Source organism: Sphingomicrobium marinum (assembly GCF_026157105.1).
Lineage (GTDB): Bacteria > Pseudomonadota > Alphaproteobacteria > Sphingomonadales > Sphingomonadaceae > Sphingomicrobium > Sphingomicrobium marinum.
The window spans coordinates 1,037,366-1,056,508 of the sequence record NZ_JANPVQ010000001.1 but is presented as its reverse complement, the minus strand read 5'-3'; the positions used below and the strand labels follow the sequence as shown (position 1 = coordinate 1,056,508).

The 19,143-nt window shown below is 63.2% G+C and carries 17 protein-coding genes; 7 read left to right on the top strand and 10 right to left on the bottom strand.

The window, feature by feature from the left end; all coding sequences use genetic code 11:
- Positions 1–27: 27 nt before the first annotated feature.
- Both NUX07_RS05425 and NUX07_RS05420 read left to right on the top strand, forming a co-directional pair.
- On the top strand, positions 28–1,479 hold the full coding sequence (locus tag NUX07_RS05425; RefSeq protein WP_265529432.1) for a sigma-54-dependent transcriptional regulator: 1,452 nt from the start codon (positions 28–30) through the stop codon (positions 1,477–1,479).
- A 20-nt stretch (positions 1,480–1,499) separates the two neighbouring features.
- Complete coding sequence (locus NUX07_RS05420) at positions 1,500–2,180, top strand: SDR family NAD(P)-dependent oxidoreductase (protein ID WP_265529431.1); 681 nt, start codon at positions 1,500–1,502, stop codon at positions 2,178–2,180.
- Here the strand turns inward: NUX07_RS05420 and folP are convergent.
- Positions 2,177–3,244 (bottom strand): dihydropteroate synthase, encoded by a 1,068-nt coding sequence (gene folP / locus NUX07_RS05415; protein ID WP_265529430.1) that lies wholly within the window; start codon positions 3,242–3,244, stop codon positions 2,177–2,179. The two genes, NUX07_RS05420 and folP, sit on opposite strands and share 4 nt — an antisense overlap.
- A gap of 114 nt (positions 3,245–3,358) precedes the next feature.
- Here folP and NUX07_RS05410 point away from each other — a divergent pair, with 114 nt between their 5' ends.
- Positions 3,359–4,306 carry a hypothetical protein gene (locus tag NUX07_RS05410; RefSeq protein WP_265529428.1) on the top strand — a complete coding sequence of 316 codons (948 nt, stop codon included), beginning with the start codon at positions 3,359–3,361 and terminating at the stop codon, positions 4,304–4,306.
- Here NUX07_RS05410 and NUX07_RS05405 read toward each other — a convergent pair.
- The 4 genes from NUX07_RS05405 to glmM form a co-directional block, all read right to left on the bottom strand.
- The gene (locus NUX07_RS05405; protein ID WP_322597191.1) at positions 4,301–5,449 is read right to left on the bottom strand and encodes a site-specific DNA-methyltransferase; all 1,149 of its coding nucleotides are present in this window, start codon (positions 5,447–5,449) and stop codon (positions 4,301–4,303) included. The genes NUX07_RS05410 and NUX07_RS05405 overlap by 6 nt on opposite strands.
- 169 nt (positions 5,450–5,618) lie before the next feature.
- Entirely contained in the window at positions 5,619–6,203 is a 585-nt protein-coding gene (locus tag NUX07_RS05400; protein WP_265529426.1) for a ribonuclease HII, read from the bottom strand.
- Positions 6,185–7,360 carry a bifunctional hydroxymethylpyrimidine kinase/phosphomethylpyrimidine kinase gene (gene thiD / locus NUX07_RS05395; RefSeq protein WP_265529425.1) on the bottom strand — a complete coding sequence of 392 codons (1,176 nt, stop codon included), beginning with the start codon at positions 7,358–7,360 and terminating at the stop codon, positions 6,185–6,187. The genes NUX07_RS05400 and thiD overlap by 19 nt, the downstream gene beginning before the upstream one ends.
- Positions 7,357–8,691 (bottom strand): phosphoglucosamine mutase, encoded by a 1,335-nt coding sequence (gene glmM, locus NUX07_RS05390; protein ID WP_265529423.1) that lies wholly within the window; start codon positions 8,689–8,691, stop codon positions 7,357–7,359. Before glmM ends, thiD begins: the two co-directional genes overlap by 4 nt.
- Before the next feature lie 156 nt (positions 8,692–8,847).
- Here glmM and NUX07_RS05385 point away from each other — a divergent pair, with 156 nt between their 5' ends.
- Entirely contained in the window at positions 8,848–10,233 is a 1,386-nt protein-coding gene (locus tag NUX07_RS05385) for an alanine/glycine:cation symporter family protein (RefSeq protein ID WP_265529421.1), read from the top strand.
- 28 nt (positions 10,234–10,261) lie between these two features.
- On the opposite strand, the gene NUX07_RS05380 is transcribed toward NUX07_RS05385, so the two are convergent.
- The 3 genes from NUX07_RS05380 to NUX07_RS05370 all read right to left on the bottom strand — a co-directional run bounded on the left by NUX07_RS05380 (position 10,262) and on the right by NUX07_RS05370 (position 14,810).
- Positions 10,262–11,551, bottom strand: coding sequence for an amidohydrolase family protein (locus NUX07_RS05380; protein WP_265529420.1), 1,290 nt, complete (start codon positions 11,549–11,551; stop codon positions 10,262–10,264).
- The gene (locus NUX07_RS05375; protein ID WP_265529418.1) at positions 11,548–12,882 is read right to left on the bottom strand and encodes an amidohydrolase; all 1,335 of its coding nucleotides are present in this window, start codon (positions 12,880–12,882) and stop codon (positions 11,548–11,550) included. The genes NUX07_RS05380 and NUX07_RS05375 overlap by 4 nt, the downstream gene beginning before the upstream one ends.
- A 161-nt stretch (positions 12,883–13,043) precedes the next feature.
- The gene (locus tag NUX07_RS05370) at positions 13,044–14,810 is read right to left on the bottom strand and encodes a peptide MFS transporter (protein ID WP_265529416.1); all 1,767 of its coding nucleotides are present in this window, start codon (positions 14,808–14,810) and stop codon (positions 13,044–13,046) included.
- 139 nt (positions 14,811–14,949) lie between these two features.
- Here NUX07_RS05370 and NUX07_RS05365 point away from each other — a divergent pair, with 139 nt between their 5' ends.
- Positions 14,950–15,537, top strand: a complete 588-nt coding sequence (locus NUX07_RS05365; protein WP_265529414.1) for a nitroreductase family protein — start codon at positions 14,950–14,952, stop codon at positions 15,535–15,537.
- 36 nt (positions 15,538–15,573) lie between these two features.
- The gene (locus tag NUX07_RS05360; protein WP_265529411.1) at positions 15,574–15,930 is read left to right on the top strand and encodes a GntR family transcriptional regulator; all 357 of its coding nucleotides are present in this window, start codon (positions 15,574–15,576) and stop codon (positions 15,928–15,930) included.
- On the opposite strand, the gene NUX07_RS05355 is transcribed toward NUX07_RS05360, so the two are convergent.
- Positions 15,927–17,600 carry an acyl-CoA dehydrogenase family protein gene (locus NUX07_RS05355; protein ID WP_265529409.1) on the bottom strand — a complete coding sequence of 558 codons (1,674 nt, stop codon included), beginning with the start codon at positions 17,598–17,600 and terminating at the stop codon, positions 15,927–15,929. The genes NUX07_RS05360 and NUX07_RS05355 overlap by 4 nt on opposite strands.
- Before the next feature lie 47 nt (positions 17,601–17,647).
- On the opposite strand from NUX07_RS05355, the gene NUX07_RS05350 reads away from it, so the two are divergent.
- Entirely contained in the window at positions 17,648–18,568 is a 921-nt protein-coding gene (locus tag NUX07_RS05350) for an L-threonylcarbamoyladenylate synthase (RefSeq protein WP_265529407.1), read from the top strand.
- Here the strand turns inward: NUX07_RS05350 and msrA are convergent.
- Positions 18,565–19,110, bottom strand: coding sequence for a peptide-methionine (S)-S-oxide reductase MsrA (msrA, locus tag NUX07_RS05345; RefSeq protein ID WP_265529405.1), 546 nt, complete (start codon positions 19,108–19,110; stop codon positions 18,565–18,567). The genes NUX07_RS05350 and msrA overlap by 4 nt on opposite strands.
- Positions 19,111–19,143 lie beyond the last annotated feature (33 nt).

Sequence of the window (19,143 nt, the reverse complement as noted above, 5' to 3'; positions counted from 1 at the left end):
TTACCACCACACCCTATAGGGGTGAGCATGAGCAAGAGCCCCTCTTCGAGCGAAACCGTCCGGTCCCTGCTATTGGTGGAGTCCGACGCCGATGAACGTCGACTGGTATCCACGGTCGCGAGCCGCGCCGGTTGGGCCGTCGTCGGCGCCGCTGACAGCGAGACCGCGGTCGGACTGTTGCAGGGCCCGCATGGCCGCGAGGTGCAGGCCGCCATCATGTCGAGCTGGGATCCCGAAAATGGCCCCGAGCTGATCAACGCCTTGCGCGCCAAGCGCGACGCGCTGCCGGTTATCGTGCTTGCCGAGGATGGTTCGATCGAGCTGGCCGTCGATGCGATGCGCGCGGGTGCATCCGATTTCCTGGCCAAGCCGGTATCCCCGGAACGATTGCTGGGCGCGCTCAACACCCATGCCGATCGCCGCCGCCCGGCGGGTGAACTCGCCCCGTTGTCCGAAAAGATCGCACCGACGCTCAGCCTCGAGCAACTGATCGGTGCCGCGCCCAATTTCCGCGCCGCGCTTGCCGTCGCCGCCAAGGCTGCGCGCAACCGTCTACCTGTCCTCGTGGTAGGCGAGGCTGGCAGCGGCAAGGAAACCTTCGCTAATGCCATTCACGCCGCCTCATTGCGCAATCGCAACCCGATCGTAACGGTCGACTGCCAGGCCGTTTCGGCCAAGGCGATCGACAGTGAATTGTTCGGCCACGTGCCGGGTGCCTTCCCCGGCGCATTCTCCGAAAAGACCGGCAAGCTTGTCGAAGCCCATGAAGGCACGATCGTCCTCGACGATATCCACGAACTTCCCCCCGAAACGCAGGCCGCACTCGATCGCGTGCTGGCAACCGGCGAGGTTCGCCCGGTAGGCTGCAATGGCTCGAGCAGCGTCGACGTGCGCCTGATCGCAACAGCCAACCGACCCCTCCCCGCCGACTTTCATGAAGGTCTCAAGGAGCGCATCGAGACGACCATCGTCAACCTGCCGCCGCTGCGCGCGCGATCGAGCGATATCCCGGCACTCGCGCGCCACTTCCTTACCCAGATTGCCGAACAGCCAGGCATGAAGCCGCTGTCGATCGGCAATGACGCGCTCGCCGTACTGATGCGCTATGGCTGGCCGGGCAATTTGCGTCAGCTTGCAGCGGTTCTGTTCCGTGCAGCGGTTGGCAGCGACGGCAATAGTCTCACCGCCGACGATTTCCCGCATATCGCGGTGCAGAGCCGCTATTCGGGCCGCCTGACCGATGCTTCGCCGCAAATTTCAGAAGGCAGCGCCAATCGCGCCATGGCGGGCGAAGGTCCGGTATCGATCTTCGACGACGATGGGCATATCCGCCAATTGTCCGACATCGAGGCCGATCTGATCCGCCTTGCAATCGGGCATTATCGTGGCCGCATGACCGAAGTGGCACGTCGCCTCGGCATCGGCCGGTCGACGCTTTACCGCAAGCTCGGCGACCTCGGCATCGACACCGCTGCCTGAGGGGGCTACCCCCTTCCCTCATGAAAATCCTGATCACGGGCGCTGCCTCGGGCATCGGCAAGGCCTGCGCCGAGCATTACCGCGCCAAAGGCGCCGACCTTGTTCTTGTCGACCGCAATGGCGGCGAGGACATCCTTGAAGGCGACGTAACAGATCCGGCGCTGTGGGACGGCGTAGACCTGTCCGGCCTAACGCATGCCATCGTCAATGCGGGGATCGGCGATTCAGCGCGTGTCGAGGAGATGTCGTTCGAAGCCTGGCGCAAGATCATGGCGGTCAACCTGGATGGCGCCTTTTTGACCCTGCAGGCCGCACTCAAGGCGATTAACAAGGGCGCTATCGTCATCACGTCGTCCGTATCGGGTATCAAGCCCTACCCGTTCACCGCAGCCTATGGTGCTTCAAAAGCAGCCGTGGCGCATCTCGCCCGGATTGCAGCCGCCGAAAATGCCAAGCGCGGCGTGCGCGTCAACGCCATCGCGCCGGGCGGCGTCGATACCGCGATTTGGGATGGCCCCGTCATCGAGGCCTTCGTCGAGAAGCTGGGGAGCCGCGAGAAAGCCATAGAAGCGATGGGGGCCGACACACCAATCGGGCGCTTTGCCGAGGCCAGCGAAATCGCGCGTCAAATCGCCTTCCTCCTTGAAGAGGAAACGATAACCGGCACGGTGCTTATCAGCGACGGCGGCGTGTCTCTTTAGAGTTTGGGGGTGAGTGCCTGATCGCGCAGCCCTCGCCAAACGCGCAAGGCCTGGACGCTTTCCGGCACGTCATGAACCCGGATGATCTGCGCGCCCTGCTCCGCAGCTTTCACCGCAAGCGCGATGCTGCCGCCGAGACGTTGGTCCGCGTCGGCCTCGCCCGATAGCGCGCCGATCATGCGCTTGCGGCTGGCACCCAGCAGCACCGGGCAACCGAGCGAATGGAACATCGCCAGACCGTTCAACAGTTCAAGATTGTGTGCCACGCTCTTGCCGAAGCCGATACCGGGATCGACGATGATCGTCTCCACCCCCGCCGCGCGTACCGCCTTCACGCGATCTTCGAGCCACAGCCATACATCGACCAGCACATCGTCGTAGGACGGGTTTTCCTGCATCGTTTGCGGATCGCCCTGCGCGTGCATCAGCACGACCGGAACGCCTGCATTCGCCACCACCTCGACGCTGCGATCGTCGAAGGTCAGCGCGGAAACGTCGTTGACCAGATGCGCCCCCGCCGCGAGCGCAGCCTCCATCACCTGCGCCTTGCGCGTGTCGATACTGACCGCGTTGCCGCCGGTAGCGAGCCGCTCCACCACCGGCTGGACACGTGCGATCTCATCACCTTCCCAGACGGTGCGCGCGCCCGGCCGCGTGCTTTCGCCGCCGACGTCGAGGATCGCCGCTCCGCCCATCGCCATATCGGCGCCACCCATCGCCGCAACGTCGGCGTCCTCGTGCTTGCCGCCGTCCGAAAAACTGTCGGGGGTCGTGTTGATGATGCCCATGACCTGCGGCTGGTCCATCGGGATCGACCGCTCACCGAGCTTCAACGGGGCGCGATTGCCCGTCAGCGCCGCCCACTGCGCCGCCATGTCTTCATCGCAGCGTTCCTCAATACCCGACACCGGCACCAACTCGACGCCGGAGCGCATGTTGGTGCTATCCAAATGGATCAATTCGACGGCGGAAAACCAGTTCAGTCCGCCCGCGAGCCGGGCTATCTTGCCATCATGACCAAAGGGGGAATCGACGAAGCCAGTGGGCCGGATCAGTGTGCGCATCCCGGCGCTATACCCCCATTTCCAGCTTTTTGTGACCAATTTGGTAAGAAATTGAGCTTACCTCCTCACACCGGAACGTCGCGGCAGAACGCCGCGCCTATCCGGGAGGCCAGTATGGTTGCAACGACCGGCATCATGGCATCGCTGCTGATCGGGCTATCAATTCCGGTCGCGGTGACCATTCCGATCGAGGTCCAGTCTACCGCACTCCAGCGCGGAGAGGACCAGTTTCGCGTAGCCGTCGATGCTGACGGCCGCGATGTCGACGTCTTCGTCTACCGCGCACACGCACACGGCCCGAACGATCCTGTCATCATCGTCCTGGCGGGCATGAACCGAAACGCCGACGATTATCGCCGCGCCTGGATTGACGCTGCCGAGCGCTACAATCTCATGATCGTCGCGCCGGAATTCTCGAAGCAACATTTTCCGCAGGCCGCCGACTATAATATCGGCGGCATGCTACGCGAAGATTCGCGCCGCAACCGACGCGACGAAACCCTGCCTTTTGCCGACCGCAGCGATTGGCTGTTCACCGATATCGAGCGGGTCTTCGATGCCGCCCGGGTCCGCTATGGCCTGATCCAGAACAGCTACGATCTGTTCGGCCATTCGGCGGGCGGGCAGATCGTGCATCGCATGGTGATGTTCGCACCGGACGCCCGCATCAACCGCGCTGTCGCAGCAAACGCGGGGTGGTACACCGTACCCGATTTCTCGGCGCCCTTTCCTTACGGACTGGACCGGCTCGATGCCGAACATGCCCAGCTTGATGCGGCATTCGACCGCCGGATGACCGTCTTGCTGGGCGCGCGCGACCAGGGCCGCGAGCGGCGATCCAGCCTACGCCGTTCGCGCCTGGCCAAGCAGCAGGGCAATGGCCGCCTCGATCGGGGCCGCTATTTCTACGACCGGGCAGAAAAGATGGCACAGTCGCGCCAGAGCGACTTCAACTGGTCGATGCGCGTCGTCGGCGGGGTCGGGCATGACTACCGCGCGATGAGCCAGGCCGCCGCCGACCATCTCTATGCGCCGAAACTGACGATGACGGGGCCGCTATAACGCCTTGAGATGTTGCTGGCGCAATACGTCGAGCGGCTTCAGCTCGCCGTCGATTTCGACCTGCCAGAAGGTCCAGCCATTGCAGCTCGGGGCATCCTGTAGCCATTTACCGACCTGGTGAATCGAGCCCTTGTGCTCGCCGCATTCCAGCGACCCGTCGAGGCCAACCTTCGCCTTCCAGCGACGCTTGGCGTCCATCAGCACCGAGCCCGCCGGGACCAATCCGCTTTCCACTAGCAAACCGAACGCAACGCGCGGCGCCGAGCGCTTCTCCGCCATCGTCGTCATCGCGCTTTCATCGAGCGGCATCTCGCTCGCGATGCGCGCCTTGGCGGCCTGGATATATTCATCTTCGCGCTCGATCCCGATCCAGTGACGGCGTAAGCGCTTGGCGACCGCGCCGGTCGTGCCAGTTCCGAAGAAAGGATCGAGCACCACGTCGCCCGGCTTCGTGCAGGCGAGCAGGATGCGATAAAGCAGGCTCTCGGGCTTCTGCGTGGGATGCACCTTTTCGCCGGCATCGTCCTTCAGGCGCTCCCCGCCCGAACAGATCGGCAGCACCCAGTCCGAGCGCATCTGGAGATCATCGTTCAGCGCCTTCATGGCGCGGTAGTTGAAGGTGTAGCGTGCCTTTTCGTCCTTGGCGCACCAGATCAGCGTTTCGTGCGCGTTGGTGAAACGCGTTCCGCGGAAATTGGGCATCGGGTTTGATTTGCGCCAAACGACATCGTTGAGGATCCAGTAGCCCATGTCCTGCAGCACCGCGCCGAGGCGGAAGATATTGTGATAGCTGCCGATCACCCAGATCGACCCGTCATCCTTGAGGATGCGCTGCGCCTCCGCCAGCCAATCACGCGAAAAATCGTCATATTGCTGGAAGCTTTCGAAGCGATCCCACTCGTCATCACAAGCATCGACCTTCCCGCCTTCAGGCCGAATGAGATCGCCGCCTAACTGAAGGTTGTAAGGGGGATCTGCGAAGATCATGTCGACCGACTTGTCGGGCATCCGCGCCATTGCCGCGATGCAATCGCCTTCGAGGATGGTGTCGAGCGGCAACGCCTTCTTGGGCGCCTTGCCGCGCGCGAGGCGGCGGGCCGCCTGCGGATCGCAATAGGCCTCGATCGGTGTCAGCTCGTTCATCCATGCCTCCCTACGGAAGCGACGACCCTGAGTCAGGCGCGACTCCGCGTCAAGATTCCGAGTGAATCCAGTGGGTTGGAGGCTATCTTGATGAAAGGCGCAGAACACAACATCTTGAGCTCAGGAGCGCGCCTCGGACTCAATATCTAGTGGTTGTGACTCAAAAGACTCAAAACAGCGGCATTTGAGAGACGGGCGCAAAACTGCGCCTGTGGAGCGGGCAAGGCCCCTTTTCGCGGATCGCGTCCATGTGCTGCGCGGTTCCATAGCCCTTGTGACCGGCAAAGCCATAGCCCGGGAATTTGGCATCGGCAGCGACCATCATCGCATCGCGATGTTCCTTGGCAATGATCGAGGCGGCGCTGATAGCGGGCTCCTTGCCATCGCCGCCAATGATCGCGTCGGCGGGCCAGCGCCAGTCGTCGCACCAGCGTCCCGGCGTCTTGTCGCCATCGATCAGCGTGTGTCCCGGTTCGACACTTAGCGCCTCGACCGCGCGCGTCATCGCCAGCATCGTTGCTCGCAGGATATTGAGGGTGTCGATCTCGTCGACGCTCGCGAGCCCGATGCCGACCGTGCAGCGCTCCATGATGATGGGCACCAACGCGGCGCGCTGCGCGGGCGTCAGCTTCTTGCTGTCGTTCAATCCGACGATATCATCGGGGCACAGAATCACCGCGGCTGCGACCACGGGTCCCGCCAGCGGCCCCCTCCCCGCTTCGTCGATGCCGGCGGTTAGCCCTCGGTCCGCCACGGCGGGAAGCGGCGGTTCTCCCCGCCTTTATAGAGAAATACTGTATTGCCCGCCGGATCGCGGAGCCTCGCCTCGCGCCAACCCCATGGCTGGGCGCGTGCGCCATGTTCGAACGGCACACCTGCGCGGGTCAGTTTTTCGACGCGCCGATCGAGATCATCGACCTCGAAATAGATGGCGACGAAATCCTCGACCTCGGCGTCGGGATCGCACTGGATCGACATGGTAGTGCCGTTGCCGGTCTCGAAGCGCGCATACTGGTTGTCAGGACTATCGACGATCTGCTTGAGGCCGAGCTTCTTGTAGAAGCCCACCATGGCATCATAATCCTTGCCGGTCATGGTCACCTGGTTCAGCCGCGGCATCTCGTCCGCGCCAAGATCCATTCGCACGCGGTGATGGCCCATCGGCCCCGCGCCGCGCCCGAGGCCGGGTGCCTCATAAAGTGCGATGCGGACGAAATCGCGCGCTTTTGCGATTGCCTCACCCAGCGTGTCGCCGCGTCCCAGACAGGTCGCGATCCCGCTGGCCAACGTGCAGCCGGTGCCATGGCTATGCTGCGTTTCGATGCGCGTACCCTGCCAGGTGGTGATATTGTCTTCCTCGACGAGCACGTCGGCGATGCTTTCACCATCATCATCGTCATGGCTGCCCTTCATCAGGACAGGCGACTTGTGGCGCGCGACGAGTTCGAGCGCCGCCGCCATCGTGTCGGTTCGCGCGGTGAGCTTCTTCAACTCGGGGATGTTGGGCGTGATCAGCGTCGCGACATCCATCAGCTTGCCCATCGCCGCCACGGTCTCATCATCGGCCAGCGTCGAACCCGAGGTCGCGACCATCACCGGATCGACGACAATCGGCACGTGCAGGCGCTTGAGGCGCTCGGCGATAGTGCGCGCGGTAAAGGCGCTGCCGATCATGCCGATCTTGATCGCATCGACCCCGAAATCCTTGAGGCAGGCTTCGACCTGTCCAAGCACGATTTCGGCCGGAATGGGATGGATCGCATCGACGCCGCGGCTGTTCTGCGCGGTTACTGCCGTCACGGCAGTCATCGCATGGCCTCCCAGCATCGTGACGGTCTTGATGTCCGCCTGGATACCGGCGCCTCCGCCAGAGTCCGACCCGGCGATGATGAGAATGCGCGGCGTCTTCACGCTGCTGCCACCGCCTCGCAGATGCTGTCGACCAGCCGCTCCACCTGCTGCGGATCATCGCCCTCTGCCATCACGCGGATGAGCGGCTCGGTGCCTGACTTGCGAATGACCAGGCGGCCCTTGCCGTCAATCTCTTGCTCTGCCGCCGCAATCGCGGACTTGACGCTATCGGCTTCAAGCGGCGCGCCGCCATTAAAGCGCACGTTTTTCAGGAGCTGCGGCACGGGCGTAAACTGGTTCAGCAGTTCGCTCGCCGGCTTGTCGCTGCGCACCAGCGCGGCAAGAATTTGCAGGCCGGCCACCAGCCCGTCGCCCGTCGTGGCGTGGTCGGACAAGATGATATGCCCCGATTGCTCGCCGCCGACATTGCAGCCCGACGCCTTCATTTCTTCGAGCACATAGCGGTCGCCGACCTTGGTTCGCGTCATGCCGATCCCGTCATCGGCCAGGCAGCGCTCGAGGCCAAGATTGCTCATCACCGTCGTCACCAATGCGCCGCCTGCCAGCTTGCCATCGCGGTGCCAGCTACGCGCGATCAACGCCATCATCTGGTCGCCATCGACGATCGCGCCTTTTTCGTCGACCACGATCAGACGGTCGGCATCGCCATCGAGCGCCAGGCCGATCGCCGCGCCTTCCTCGACGACTTTGCTGCACAACAGGTCAGGGGCAGTCGAACCGACACCATCATTGATGTTGGTGCCATTGGGCGACGTGCCGATCTCCACCACTTCGGCGCCCAATTCCCACAACGCATCGGGCGCAACGTGGTAGGCGGCGCCATGCGCGCAATCGACGACGATCTTCAGATTGTCGAGGCGCAGGTCGTCGGGGAATGTCGACTTGGCAAAATGGACATAACGGCCGCGCGCATCGTCGATCCGCTTGATCCGCCCGACATCTTCGGGTGCGGCGAGCTCGGGCTCCTCGCCCATGCGCCGCTCGATCTCCATCTCGTCGGCATCTGACAGCTTGTACCCGTCTGGCCCAAACAATTTGATGCCGTTATCGACATAAGGATTGTGGCTCGCCGAGATCATCACCCCCATGTCGGCGCGCATCGAGCGTGTCAGCATCGCGACGGCCGGCGTGGGCATCGGCCCGACCCACTGTACATCGACGCCAACGCTGGCAAAGCCGGCGGACAGCGCGTTTTCGATCATGTAGGACGACAGGCGCGTGTCCTTGCCGATCAGCACTTTGTGACGATGGTCGCCGCGCATGAAATGCCGCCCCGCGGCCTGCCCGACGCGCAGCGCCGTCGCCGCCGTCATCTTGGACTGGTTCACCCGGCCGCGAATGCCATCAGTGCCGAAATAGGTACGCGCCATGACTGCAAATTCTCTCCCGCTGTCCGAGCCCCCACTCGAAAGCCGATTAGCCTCCTAAAGACAAGCCCTTAACACCCCGTTTGCGAGGCTATGCTTGCGGTGAGGCTGTAATCGGTTACGCTTCGCCCACTTGTGGCGATCCGGAGGGAGCGGAATATGGAATTCATCGGGTCGCTGATCGACCGGCTAGGCGAAGCTGTCTTTTACGAAGTCGACATGTTCGGCTCGTCCATCGGACTGATCGTCGTGTGGCTGGCCATCCCGATGGTTTTTTTCACCTTCTATCTCGGCTTCATCAACCTGCGCGGCATGGGCCAGGGTATTAGGGCCATCCGCGGCAAGTTCGCCCGCGAAGGCGGCGAAGGCGAGATGACGCAGTTCCAGGCGCTGTCGACTGCTCTGTCGGGCACCGTGGGCCTGGGCAATATCGCGGGCGTCGCGGTGGCCTTGGCGCTCGGCGGTCCGGGCGCGATCTTCTGGATGTTCATCATCGGCTGGTTCGCGATGACGCTCAAATTTTCCGAAGTGACGCTCGGCATGAAGTATCGCGAGGAATTGCCTGACGGCACCATCCTCGGCGGTCCGATGTATACGCTTCGCAACGGACTTGCTGCCCGCGGCAAGCCATTGCTCGGAAAATGGATGGGCGGGCTCTACGCCTTTTTCGCGATGTTCGCCGCGCTGCCGATGTTCCAGGTCAACCAGAGCTTTAGCCAGGCCAGTACGGCCTTCAATCTCAGTCAGGACAGCGCCCTCGCCTACGGCATCATTCTCGCTATCGCCGCCGCCATTGTCATCTTCGGCAGTGCCAGGTGGCTCGGCCGCGTTACTGCCGCGATCGTGCCGACGATGGGGTTCGTCTATCTTGGCGGTATCTTCATCATCCTGGCAGTCGGTTTTGCCGATATTCCGGCAGCTATCATGGTCATCATCGCCGATGCCTTCACCGGCCAAGCGGCGGGCGGCGGCGCGGTCGGCGCTTTCGTCGTCGGCATGCGCCGCGCGGTCTTTTCCACCGAAGCCGGCACGGGCTCCTCCGTCATGGCGCACGTCCATGCGCGAACGAAGGAGCCGGTTTCCGAAGGCATGGTCGCGCTGCTCGAACCCTTCATCGATACGGTCGTGATCTGCACGCTGGGCGGCATTGCGCTGGTCGTCGCCGGCACCTGGCTCGATCCCAATCTCGAGGATATCGCCATTACCAGCCAAGCCTTCGCCAATGTTGCGCCCTGGATGCCCTATGTCCTCGCAGCAGCGGTCATCCTGTTTGCCTATTCGACAATCTGCGCGTGGGGGTTCTACGGCAGCCAGGCATGGGGCTATCTGTTCGGCAGCAGCAAAGGCTCGACCAGCATCTACAAGATCGTGTTCGTTGCCCTGCTCCCTGCCGGCGCGGTGCTCGATCTGGGCACGGTCATCAGCTTCGTCGACAGCGCGTTCTTCCTGATGGCGATCCCCAACGTGATCGCGCTCTACATCTTCGCGCCCGAGCTCAAAGCCATGCTCAAGGATTACCAGGCACGCAGGATGGCCAAAGACTGATCGTCAAGAATAACGACGACCGCCTCGCCTACTTGGTGTAGGCCTTGGGCAGGCTCGACGGCGCGAGGCTGCGATAGCGCTCCGCAAGGCGGCTCTGGCGCGTCACCAGGCTCTGTTCGACCCCGTCGATCCAAACCTGTTCGGCTGCGCTGGTCAGTTCGAGCGGATCGCCGTCCCACACCACCACGTCGGCGCGGCGGCCCGCCTGAAGCGAGCCAATTTCGCCGCCAAGTCCGATCATCTGCGCGGGCTTCGAGCTGATCATCGCGAACGCCTCGTCCCAGCTGACGCCGGTGTGTCCCGGTACTTTCTGCAAGGCGACGAGGTTGCCCGCGAACTGGCGCTGATTGCGCGCGCTGCGGTTGAGAAAGTCGCTCAGCACCGCCGCCGACACTTCGATGCCCGCCGCGCGCATCCGCCCGATATTGGACTGGGTCGAGGCAAGCTGTTCGAAGCTTCCCGGGCGGTTGAGCAGCGGTTCGGCAATCACCGGCACGCCAGCCGCCGCGATCGCCGGTGCCACGCGCCAGCCTTCGGCGACGCCGACCAACACCATGTCGAGCCGCGGGAACATCTCGCGCAGCTTGAGCGCATTCATGATGTCGATTGAGCGGTTGACGTGGACGAGCAATTTCTCCTCGCCGCGCACCACCGGACCGAGCGCGCGAATGTCGGCTTCGGTCCACTGGCTGTCATCGGGGCCAGCCGCCAAGTCGCCGGTCCGCGCCGCTTCGAGCGCCTCGATGAAGGTCAAATACGCCGCCGAGCGCGATCCGCCCGCCAGCCCTGTCCCGCGTTCGCCAAGCTCGACCAGCTGGAACGCGTTTTTCCTGGTGATCGGATCATAGTCGTTGCCCGTATCGATCACCGCCCCGCGACCCGCGAAGATGTGCTCGCCGGCGTTGGGCGCGATGATCGCGCGCGTCACACCATCGGCGCGGCTGACGTTGATCGGATCGGCCGCCGGGTTGATCGACCAGCTGATATCGAGCGCGGCCGAATAGGGACTGTCGTCGGCGTCGGTATCGTTGGCGGCATCCACGTTGCCGTCGACCTCGGCAAGGCCGATGCGCGAGAAACTGGCGACGATGCCGGGCGTCACCCATTTGCCGCGCGCGGCGACGATTGTGGCACCTGCGGGGATGGCGGTATCCGGACCGCCGACGGCGATGACGCGGCCATCGTCGATCACGACGACGCCATTGTCGATCGGCGCCGAACCATCACCGATCACGAGCTTGCCGCCCGTGATTGCAACGGGTTCGGCGGCAGCCGGCGGAGCGATCAGCGCTGCAGCGGCGAGCAGGAGCTTCTTCATTTCACGTCTCCTTCACCGGGTTGCCCGAGCTCGAAATCGGTCACCGGGCGCAATCGCGGGTTGGCCGCATCGAACATCAGCGCGCCGTCGATCCAGACCTTCGAAGGCCGCGTGTAGATGCTCAGCGGATCACCGTTCCACAGCACGACATCGGCCATCTTGCCGGGTTCGAGACTGCCGACCTGGTCGAAGATGCCGAGCGATTTTGCAGGATTGGCGCTGAGCCATTGCCACGCTTCGGCATCGCTGATTTCAAGCCCCTGACGGCGCCCCGCAGCCAGCGCCTTGGCGGTCTCCTGGTTCAATCGCTGGATGCCGTCGGCATCGTCCGAATGCGTAATCGCGCACCCGCCCGCGGTGTGGACGTAAGGGATATTCTCGAGGATGCCGTCATAGCTTTCCATCTTGAAGCCCCACCAATCGGCCCACATCGCCGCGCAGGTGCCGTGTTTCGCCAGCAGGTCGGCGATCTTGTAGGCTTCGACCGCGTGCTGGAAGCTGCCCACCTTGTAGCCGAACTCTTCGGCCATGGTAAGCATGATGCTCATCTCATCGGCGCGGTAGCAGTGGTTGTGGATGATGATTTCGCCATCGAGCACGCCGCGCAGCGTATCCATGGTGAGATCGCGCTTGGGTGCCTTGCCACCTTCCTTTTCGTACTTGTCCCACTCGCGGTCATAGGCCTTTGCCTTGATCCATTCCTCGCGGGTCATCGCGATATTGGCCATGCGCGAGCCGGGGCCGCCGCGGCTGCCATAAACGCGCTTGGGGTTTTCGCCGCACGCCATCTTGAGACCGTACGGCGCGCCCGGAAACTTCATCTCCATGACATTGCGGCCGGGCACGTTCTTCAAGGTCACCGAGCGACCGCCGAACAGGTTGGCGCTTCCCGGGAGCACCTGCAGGCTGGTCACACCGCCATTGGCCAGCGCGCGGGTGAAGCCGGGATCCTGCGGCCAGATCGAATGTTCGGTCCAGACATTGGCGGTCTGCGGCCCGGTAACCTCGTTGCCGTCGCTGTGCGCGGGGACGCCGGGGCTGGGATAATTGCCGAGGTGCGAGTGCACATCGATGATGCCGGGCGTCACCCACATGCCGCTGCCGTCGATCGTCTGCACGCCTTCGGGCATGGTCATCGACGCGGCGTTGCCGACCATCTGGATCTTGCCGTCGGCGATATAGACCGCGCCATTCTCGATCCGACCGCCGAGCCCGTCATAGACGGTGGCATTCATGATCAGCGTCGGTGCGCCGGGATAGGCTTGATACGTCGACGCGTACGGGTTGCGATCGAACAGTTTGGGCGCCGACTTCGGTTCGTCATCACCCATCGAAGCGCAAGCGCTCAACGCCATCGCCGCGCAACCCGCCAACAAAGCCCGCATCGAAGATTCTCCCTGTTCGTCTGTCGGGCGCAACGATGGCCGCGCTTCACGCAAAAGAAAAGGGGCGACCCGAAGGCCGCCCCTCTTTTGTCATCCAAGCTGGCGGATCAGGCCGGCTTGTTGGTCGGATGCACGCCAGCAGCCGAAGGTTCAGCCGGCACTTCAGCTTCGCCTTCGAGATGTCCGTCATCGGTAAGCGTGTCGAGGTGCATCAGCTTCTTGAGCAGCGGGCTGACGACCATCACTGCTACGCCGACACCCATCGCCACGAGACCGACCGTTTCGTAAACGTCGAGAACGACGGCCTTGCCGGCCTCCTCGCCAACGCCTTCGGCGCCGGTTGCCTGTGCGATCTTGCCCGCGGCGAAGTTGCCGGTGGCCGAGGCAAAGAACCACACGCCCATGATAAGCGATGCGATCTGCGCCGGAGCCAGCCGGTTCATCGCCGAAAGGCCCACTGGCGAGAGGCAAAGCTCACCGGTGGTGTGCAAAAGGTAGATCAGGAAGATGAAGATCACCGGCGTCGGCACGTCAATACCAACCGATTCCGCGCCCCAGACAAGGACGAGGAAGCCAAGGCCGACCTGCACCACACCAAGACCGAACTTCATGGGGGTCGAAGGTTCGATGCCCTTGCGACCCATGACGGTCCACAGCGTCGCAAAGACCGGCGCCAGCAGGATGATGTAAATGGCATTGATCGACTGGAAGGTCGATGCCGGCACGCCGCCACGATCGACGTGGCGATCGGTGAACAGGTTGAGCGAAGAGCCCGCCTGTTCGAACAGCGCCCAGAAGATGATCGACACGGTGATCAGGAACATCGCCGCGACGATGCGGTCGCGATCATGATCGGTCTTCGAAACCATCTGCAGCACCATCACGGTGAGCACGCCGCCGGCACCCATGAGCGCGGGCAACTGCCAGCTTTCGTTGCCTTGCGATACGAAGAACATCGAAATGGTCAGCAAGGCCGCCAGCGCTGCAAAAGCGTATTTGGCTGCCGCGGGCGCATTGGCATATCCCTTGTAGGGGATCTGGAAAATGGCGATCGACAGCACATAGCTGACCAGCGCGGCTCCGAAGGTCCCCAGGAAGACACCGACTTCGTCTTGGTTCTGTACAGCGATCCAGCAAATCGCGACCAGCAGAAGGCCCATCAGGTAGACGCTGATTTCACGTCCCTTGGCGAGCGCCTTGGGCGGTTCTCCGCGGCCGAGCAGGAGCGGCTTGCCCCAGATGAACACGATCAGGCCGGCCAGCATGCCGATCCCGGCAAGGCCGAAGCCATACGCCCAGCCATAGGTTTCGCCGATATAGCCGCACAGCAGCGAACCGATGGCAGCACCAAGGTTAATGCCCATGTAGAAGATCGTGTAGGCACCATCGCGGCGAACGTCGGTGCGCGGATATAGCTGTCCCACCATCACCGAGATATTGGCTTTGAGGAAGCCCGATCCCACGATGATCAGCGCCAGCGCGAGCCAGAAAACGTAGATGATCGGATTGTCGGCATTGCCGGCCCCCGGTTCGCCTTCGAAGGCCATGAAGAAGTGGCCCAACGTCAACAGGACCGCCCCAAACAAGACCGCTTTCCGCTGCCCGATATATTTATCGGCAAGATAGCCGCCCACCACCGGCGTGATGTACACGAGCGCGGTATAGGCACCGTAGATGAGACCGGAATCGCCGTCCGAGAACAGCCAGTGCTTGGTCAGGTAGAAAATGAGCAGCGCGCGCATCCCGTAGTAGGAAAAACGCTCCCACATTTCTGCGAAAAACAGGACGAACAGCCCTTTGGGATGACCGAGAATGGTCCCCGCGCTGTCGCCATCGGGCAGCCCCGCGGGGGCTACTGCGTCCGTATTGGCCATAAATTACTTCTCCCGAATTCGCCGCATCCCCTTCGCGGCGGTCACATATCTGTAAAGACGCGCGCACCGTAACGCTTCGTGAACCGGTGTGAAGTGCCATGTTGCATTTTTCTGTGGCTTGTCAGACACGCTCGGCAGGATGCTAAACGATACCATCAGTCTGCTTACCTATCTGGGAACCCGTCGCTCGGGCCGCCCGCGCGATATGGTTGCGCCGGGCCCGAGCAGGGATGAGCTCAACGCCATCCTCACGCTGGCCGCGCGTACGCCAGATCATGGAAAGATCGTTCCCTACCGCTTTGTAATCGTTGATGATGATCAACGCGACAGCCTCGCTGAACTGTTTGCCGCTGCGGTGCGCGAAATCGATCCCGAAGTGCGCGCTACGAAACTCGAGAAAGTCTGCGCGAAGGCGCATTATGCTCCCGGCCTCGTCATCCTGATTTCCAGTCCCGCGCGCGATCACAAGATACCCGTCTGGGAACAGGAACTGACGGCCGGCGCCGTGGGCATGAACCTGCTGCATGCCACCCACGCCCACGGCTATGTCGGCGCATGGATCACGGGTGATCAGGCATACGCACCTGCGGTAATCAGCGCCTTCTGCAAGGACGGGGAGCGCATAGCCGGCTACTTCTTCCTCGGCAGCCCGGGAACCATGCTCGAAGAACGCGAGCGCCCGGACATGGACGAGATCGTCACGCGCTGGTGCCCGCCCGCCGTCTAGGTTGCATCGCGCTGCGCTGTGCTGTATTAAGGCGGTATGACGCTAAGAAACGCTCCCGACAAACCTGTTTACGTTCGCATCCGCGAAGTCATTGCCGATGCGATTCTCGCCGGCCGCTATGGCGACGGCGATCCCCTGCCCTCGGTCCGCGCGCTTGCCGCTGAACAGGGCGCCAACCCTCTGACGGTGGCCAAGGCATACCAGGGCTTCCAGGATGACGGCCTAGTTACGGTGAAACGCGGCGTCGGCATGTTCGTGGCCGCGGGCGCGCGCGCCAAACTGAAGGCCAGCGAGCGCGATCACTTTCTCGCCGAGGAATGGCCCGCCATCGAAGCGCGCATGCATAGGCTCGGCATACAGCCGACTGACTTGCTGGATAAAGTCAAAGCCTAAGCGAGCGCTTCGGCCTCCACCGCATAGAGAATGTCCGCGCCCATCCCGGCAGCCGCGCCCTGCGCGAAGGCTTCGGGCACGTTCACGCTGTTGAAAAACTCGCTGGCCGCCTTGGTCCGCGCGGGGGCATCCATCGCCAGCGCCAGCTTTTCGAGCAGCCAGCCAGCCACCAGGACCGAGCACATGGTGAGGAACGGATAGGCACCTGCAGCTTTGTGATCGCCGCCGGCCTCGCGCAGCATCGAGGCGGTTTCCTCGACCAGGTCGGTCAGCGCAATCAGCCGCTCGTCGCGCACGTCGGCCCGGATATCCGCGACCAGCCCGTCAAAAGCGAGCCCGCCGTCGAGCCCCAGCTTGCGCCCGACCAGATCGGCGGCCTGGATGCCGTTGGTGCCTTCGTAGATCGGCGCGATTCGGGCGTCGCGCAAATGCTGCGCCGCGCCCGTTTCCTCGACATAGCCCATGCCGCCATGCACCTGGACGCCGAGCGACGCGACCTCGCAGCCGACATCGGTGCCCCAGGCTTTGGCCATCGGGGTCAGGACCTCGGCGCGGAGACCCATGGCTTCTTCGCCGATCTCGGCGCGGTCAAGGCAGCCGAAGGCGTAATAGGTCAGCGCCCGCGCACCCATCGTCAATGCGCGCATGCGCATCAACATGCGCCGCACGTCGGCATGCTCGCTGATCGTGACGCTCTGGCCCTCACGAAAGCCCTGCTTTCGCTCGAGCGCGTAGTGCACCGCGCGCTGGGTGGCGCGTTCGGCGATGCCCACGCCCTGCAGCGCCACGTTGAGCCGGGCATTGTTCATCATCGTGAACATCGCGCGCATGCCGCTATTTTCGGGGCCGATCATCCAGCCGATCGCGCCATCTTTTTCGCCAAAGCGCATGACGCAGGTGGGCGACGCGTGGATGCCCAGCTTTTCTTCCAGCCCCGCGCAAACGAGGTCGTTGCGGCTGCCATCGGGAAGGATCTTGGGCACGAGAAACAGCGAAATGCCGCGAGTGCCCTCCGGTGCACTGGGCGTGCGCGCCAGCACGAGGTGGATGATGTTTTCGGCAAGATCATGCTCGCCATAGGTGATGTAGATTTTCTGACCGCTGATCCGCCAGGTGCCGTCTTCGTTGGGTTCGGCCTTGGTGGTGAGCGCGCCGACATCGCTGCCCGCTTGCGGCTCGGTCAGGTTCATCGTCGCGGGCCACTCGCCCGACACGATCTTCTCGAGATAGCGCTCGCGCAATTCATCGTCGCCATGCACCAGCAGGCTTTCGATCGCGCCGAAGCTGAGCATGGGACATAAGGCGAAGGCGAGGTTTGTCGCGTTCAGGTCTTCCATCAGCGCCGCCGACAGGCTTAGCGGCAAGGCTTGCCCGCCCCACTTTTCAGGCGCCGACAGGGTCATCCAGCCGCCTTCGATGAATTCGCGATACGCTTCCTTGAAACCATCGGGCGTGGTGACAACGCCGTCCTTCAGCTTCGCGCCCTGCTCGTCACCGCTGCGGTTGAGCGGCAGGAATTCGCCTTCCGAAAACTGCGCCGCGCCTTCGAGCACCGCGTCGACCGTGTCCTCGTCCGCGCTTGCGAAACGGTCGTGCTTGGCAAGTTCGGCCATGCCGACAATGTGGGTGAGGACCGCTTTCTGGTCGGCGACAGGTGTGGAATAGCTCATGAGAATCCCTTGTAAGCAGGCTTTGTGAGGGCCATAGCCCAGCCGCGATGAGCGCGACAACCAGTACCGAAGTCCGGCCTGCCACCGCAGATGCCATTTCGGCCGCCGCCTTGCTGCTGGCGGACGGTATGCCCGTCGCCGTGCCGACCGAGACGGTCTACGGTCTTGCCGCCGATGCACGGAACGCGGAAGCGGTGGCACGGATCTACGCCGCCAAGGGCCGCCCCAGCTTCAATCCGCTGATCGTGCATGTCACCGACCTGGAGATGGCGCAGACGCTGGGTCATTTCTCGCTCGACGCCATAGCACTTGCCGAGGCCCACTGGCCCGGCCCGCTGACGCTGGTGGTGCCGGCGCGCGCCGACAATGGCATTGCCGACATCGTTACTGCGGGGCTCGATAGTATTGCGATCCGTTGCCCCGCTCATCCGGTGATGCGTGCGCTGGTCGAAGCGGTCGGCCCGCTTGCGGCGCCGTCCGCCAACGCCTCGGGACAGATAAGTCCGACGCTGGCCGCCCATGTCGCCAAAAGCCTCGATGGCCGAATACCGCTGGTGCTCGACGGCGGCCCTGCCAAGCGCGGCATCGAATCGACAATTGTGGCTGCCACCGGCGACGAACTTCGGCTACTTCGGCGCGGACCTGTAGAGATCGACGGAGCTGTCGAAGCCGATGGCAGCAGGATCGAAGCACCAGGCCAACTTTCGAGCCATTATGCGCCATCCAAGCCGCTACGGCTTGATGCAACCTCGGCGCAGGATGGCGAATTGCTGATCGGTTATGGCGATGTTGAAGGGCAGATTACGCTAGGCAAGGATCCGGTGACGGCCGCGGCGCGGCTGTTTGCCGCGCTTCACGAAGCCGACGCAGCGCCCGAGCCGCGTATTGCGGTCGCACCGATCCCGGGCGATGGCCTCGCCGCCGCCATCCGCGATCGCCTTCACCGGGCGGCGGCACCGCGCGACTAGGCCTCGACGCCGTTTTTCAGCTTGTCCTGGAAACTCTTGCGGAACTTGCGAAGCTTGGGCGAAATGATCGCCATGCAGTAGGGATTGCTGCTGCCATTGCGCGCATAATAGTCGTGATGTTCCCGCTCGGCCGGATACCATTCGGCCTTTTCTTCGATGGTCGTCACCACGCGGCCGCCATGCTCGGCATTGGCGCGCTCGATCGCACCGAGCGCCGCGTCGCGCTGGCCAACGTCCTGCGGGAAGATCGCGCTGCGATACTGGGTACCGATGTCGTTGCCCTGCCGGTTGAGCTGGGTCGGATCGTGCGTCGCAAAGAAGATGTCGAGCAAATCGTCATAGCTGATGGCGCTGTCATCGAATTCGATGCGGACCGCTTCGGCATGCCCGGTATCGCCGCCGCACACCTGCCGATAGCTGGGATTGATGACGTCGCCGCCCGTGTAGCCGCTTTCGACCTTCTCGACGCCGACGACATCGAGGAACACCGCCTCGGTGCACCAGAAACATCCGTTGGCGAGGACCGCCACCTGCTTGGCCATGACTTTTCCTTCTCGAAACCTATGGGCTCGAGA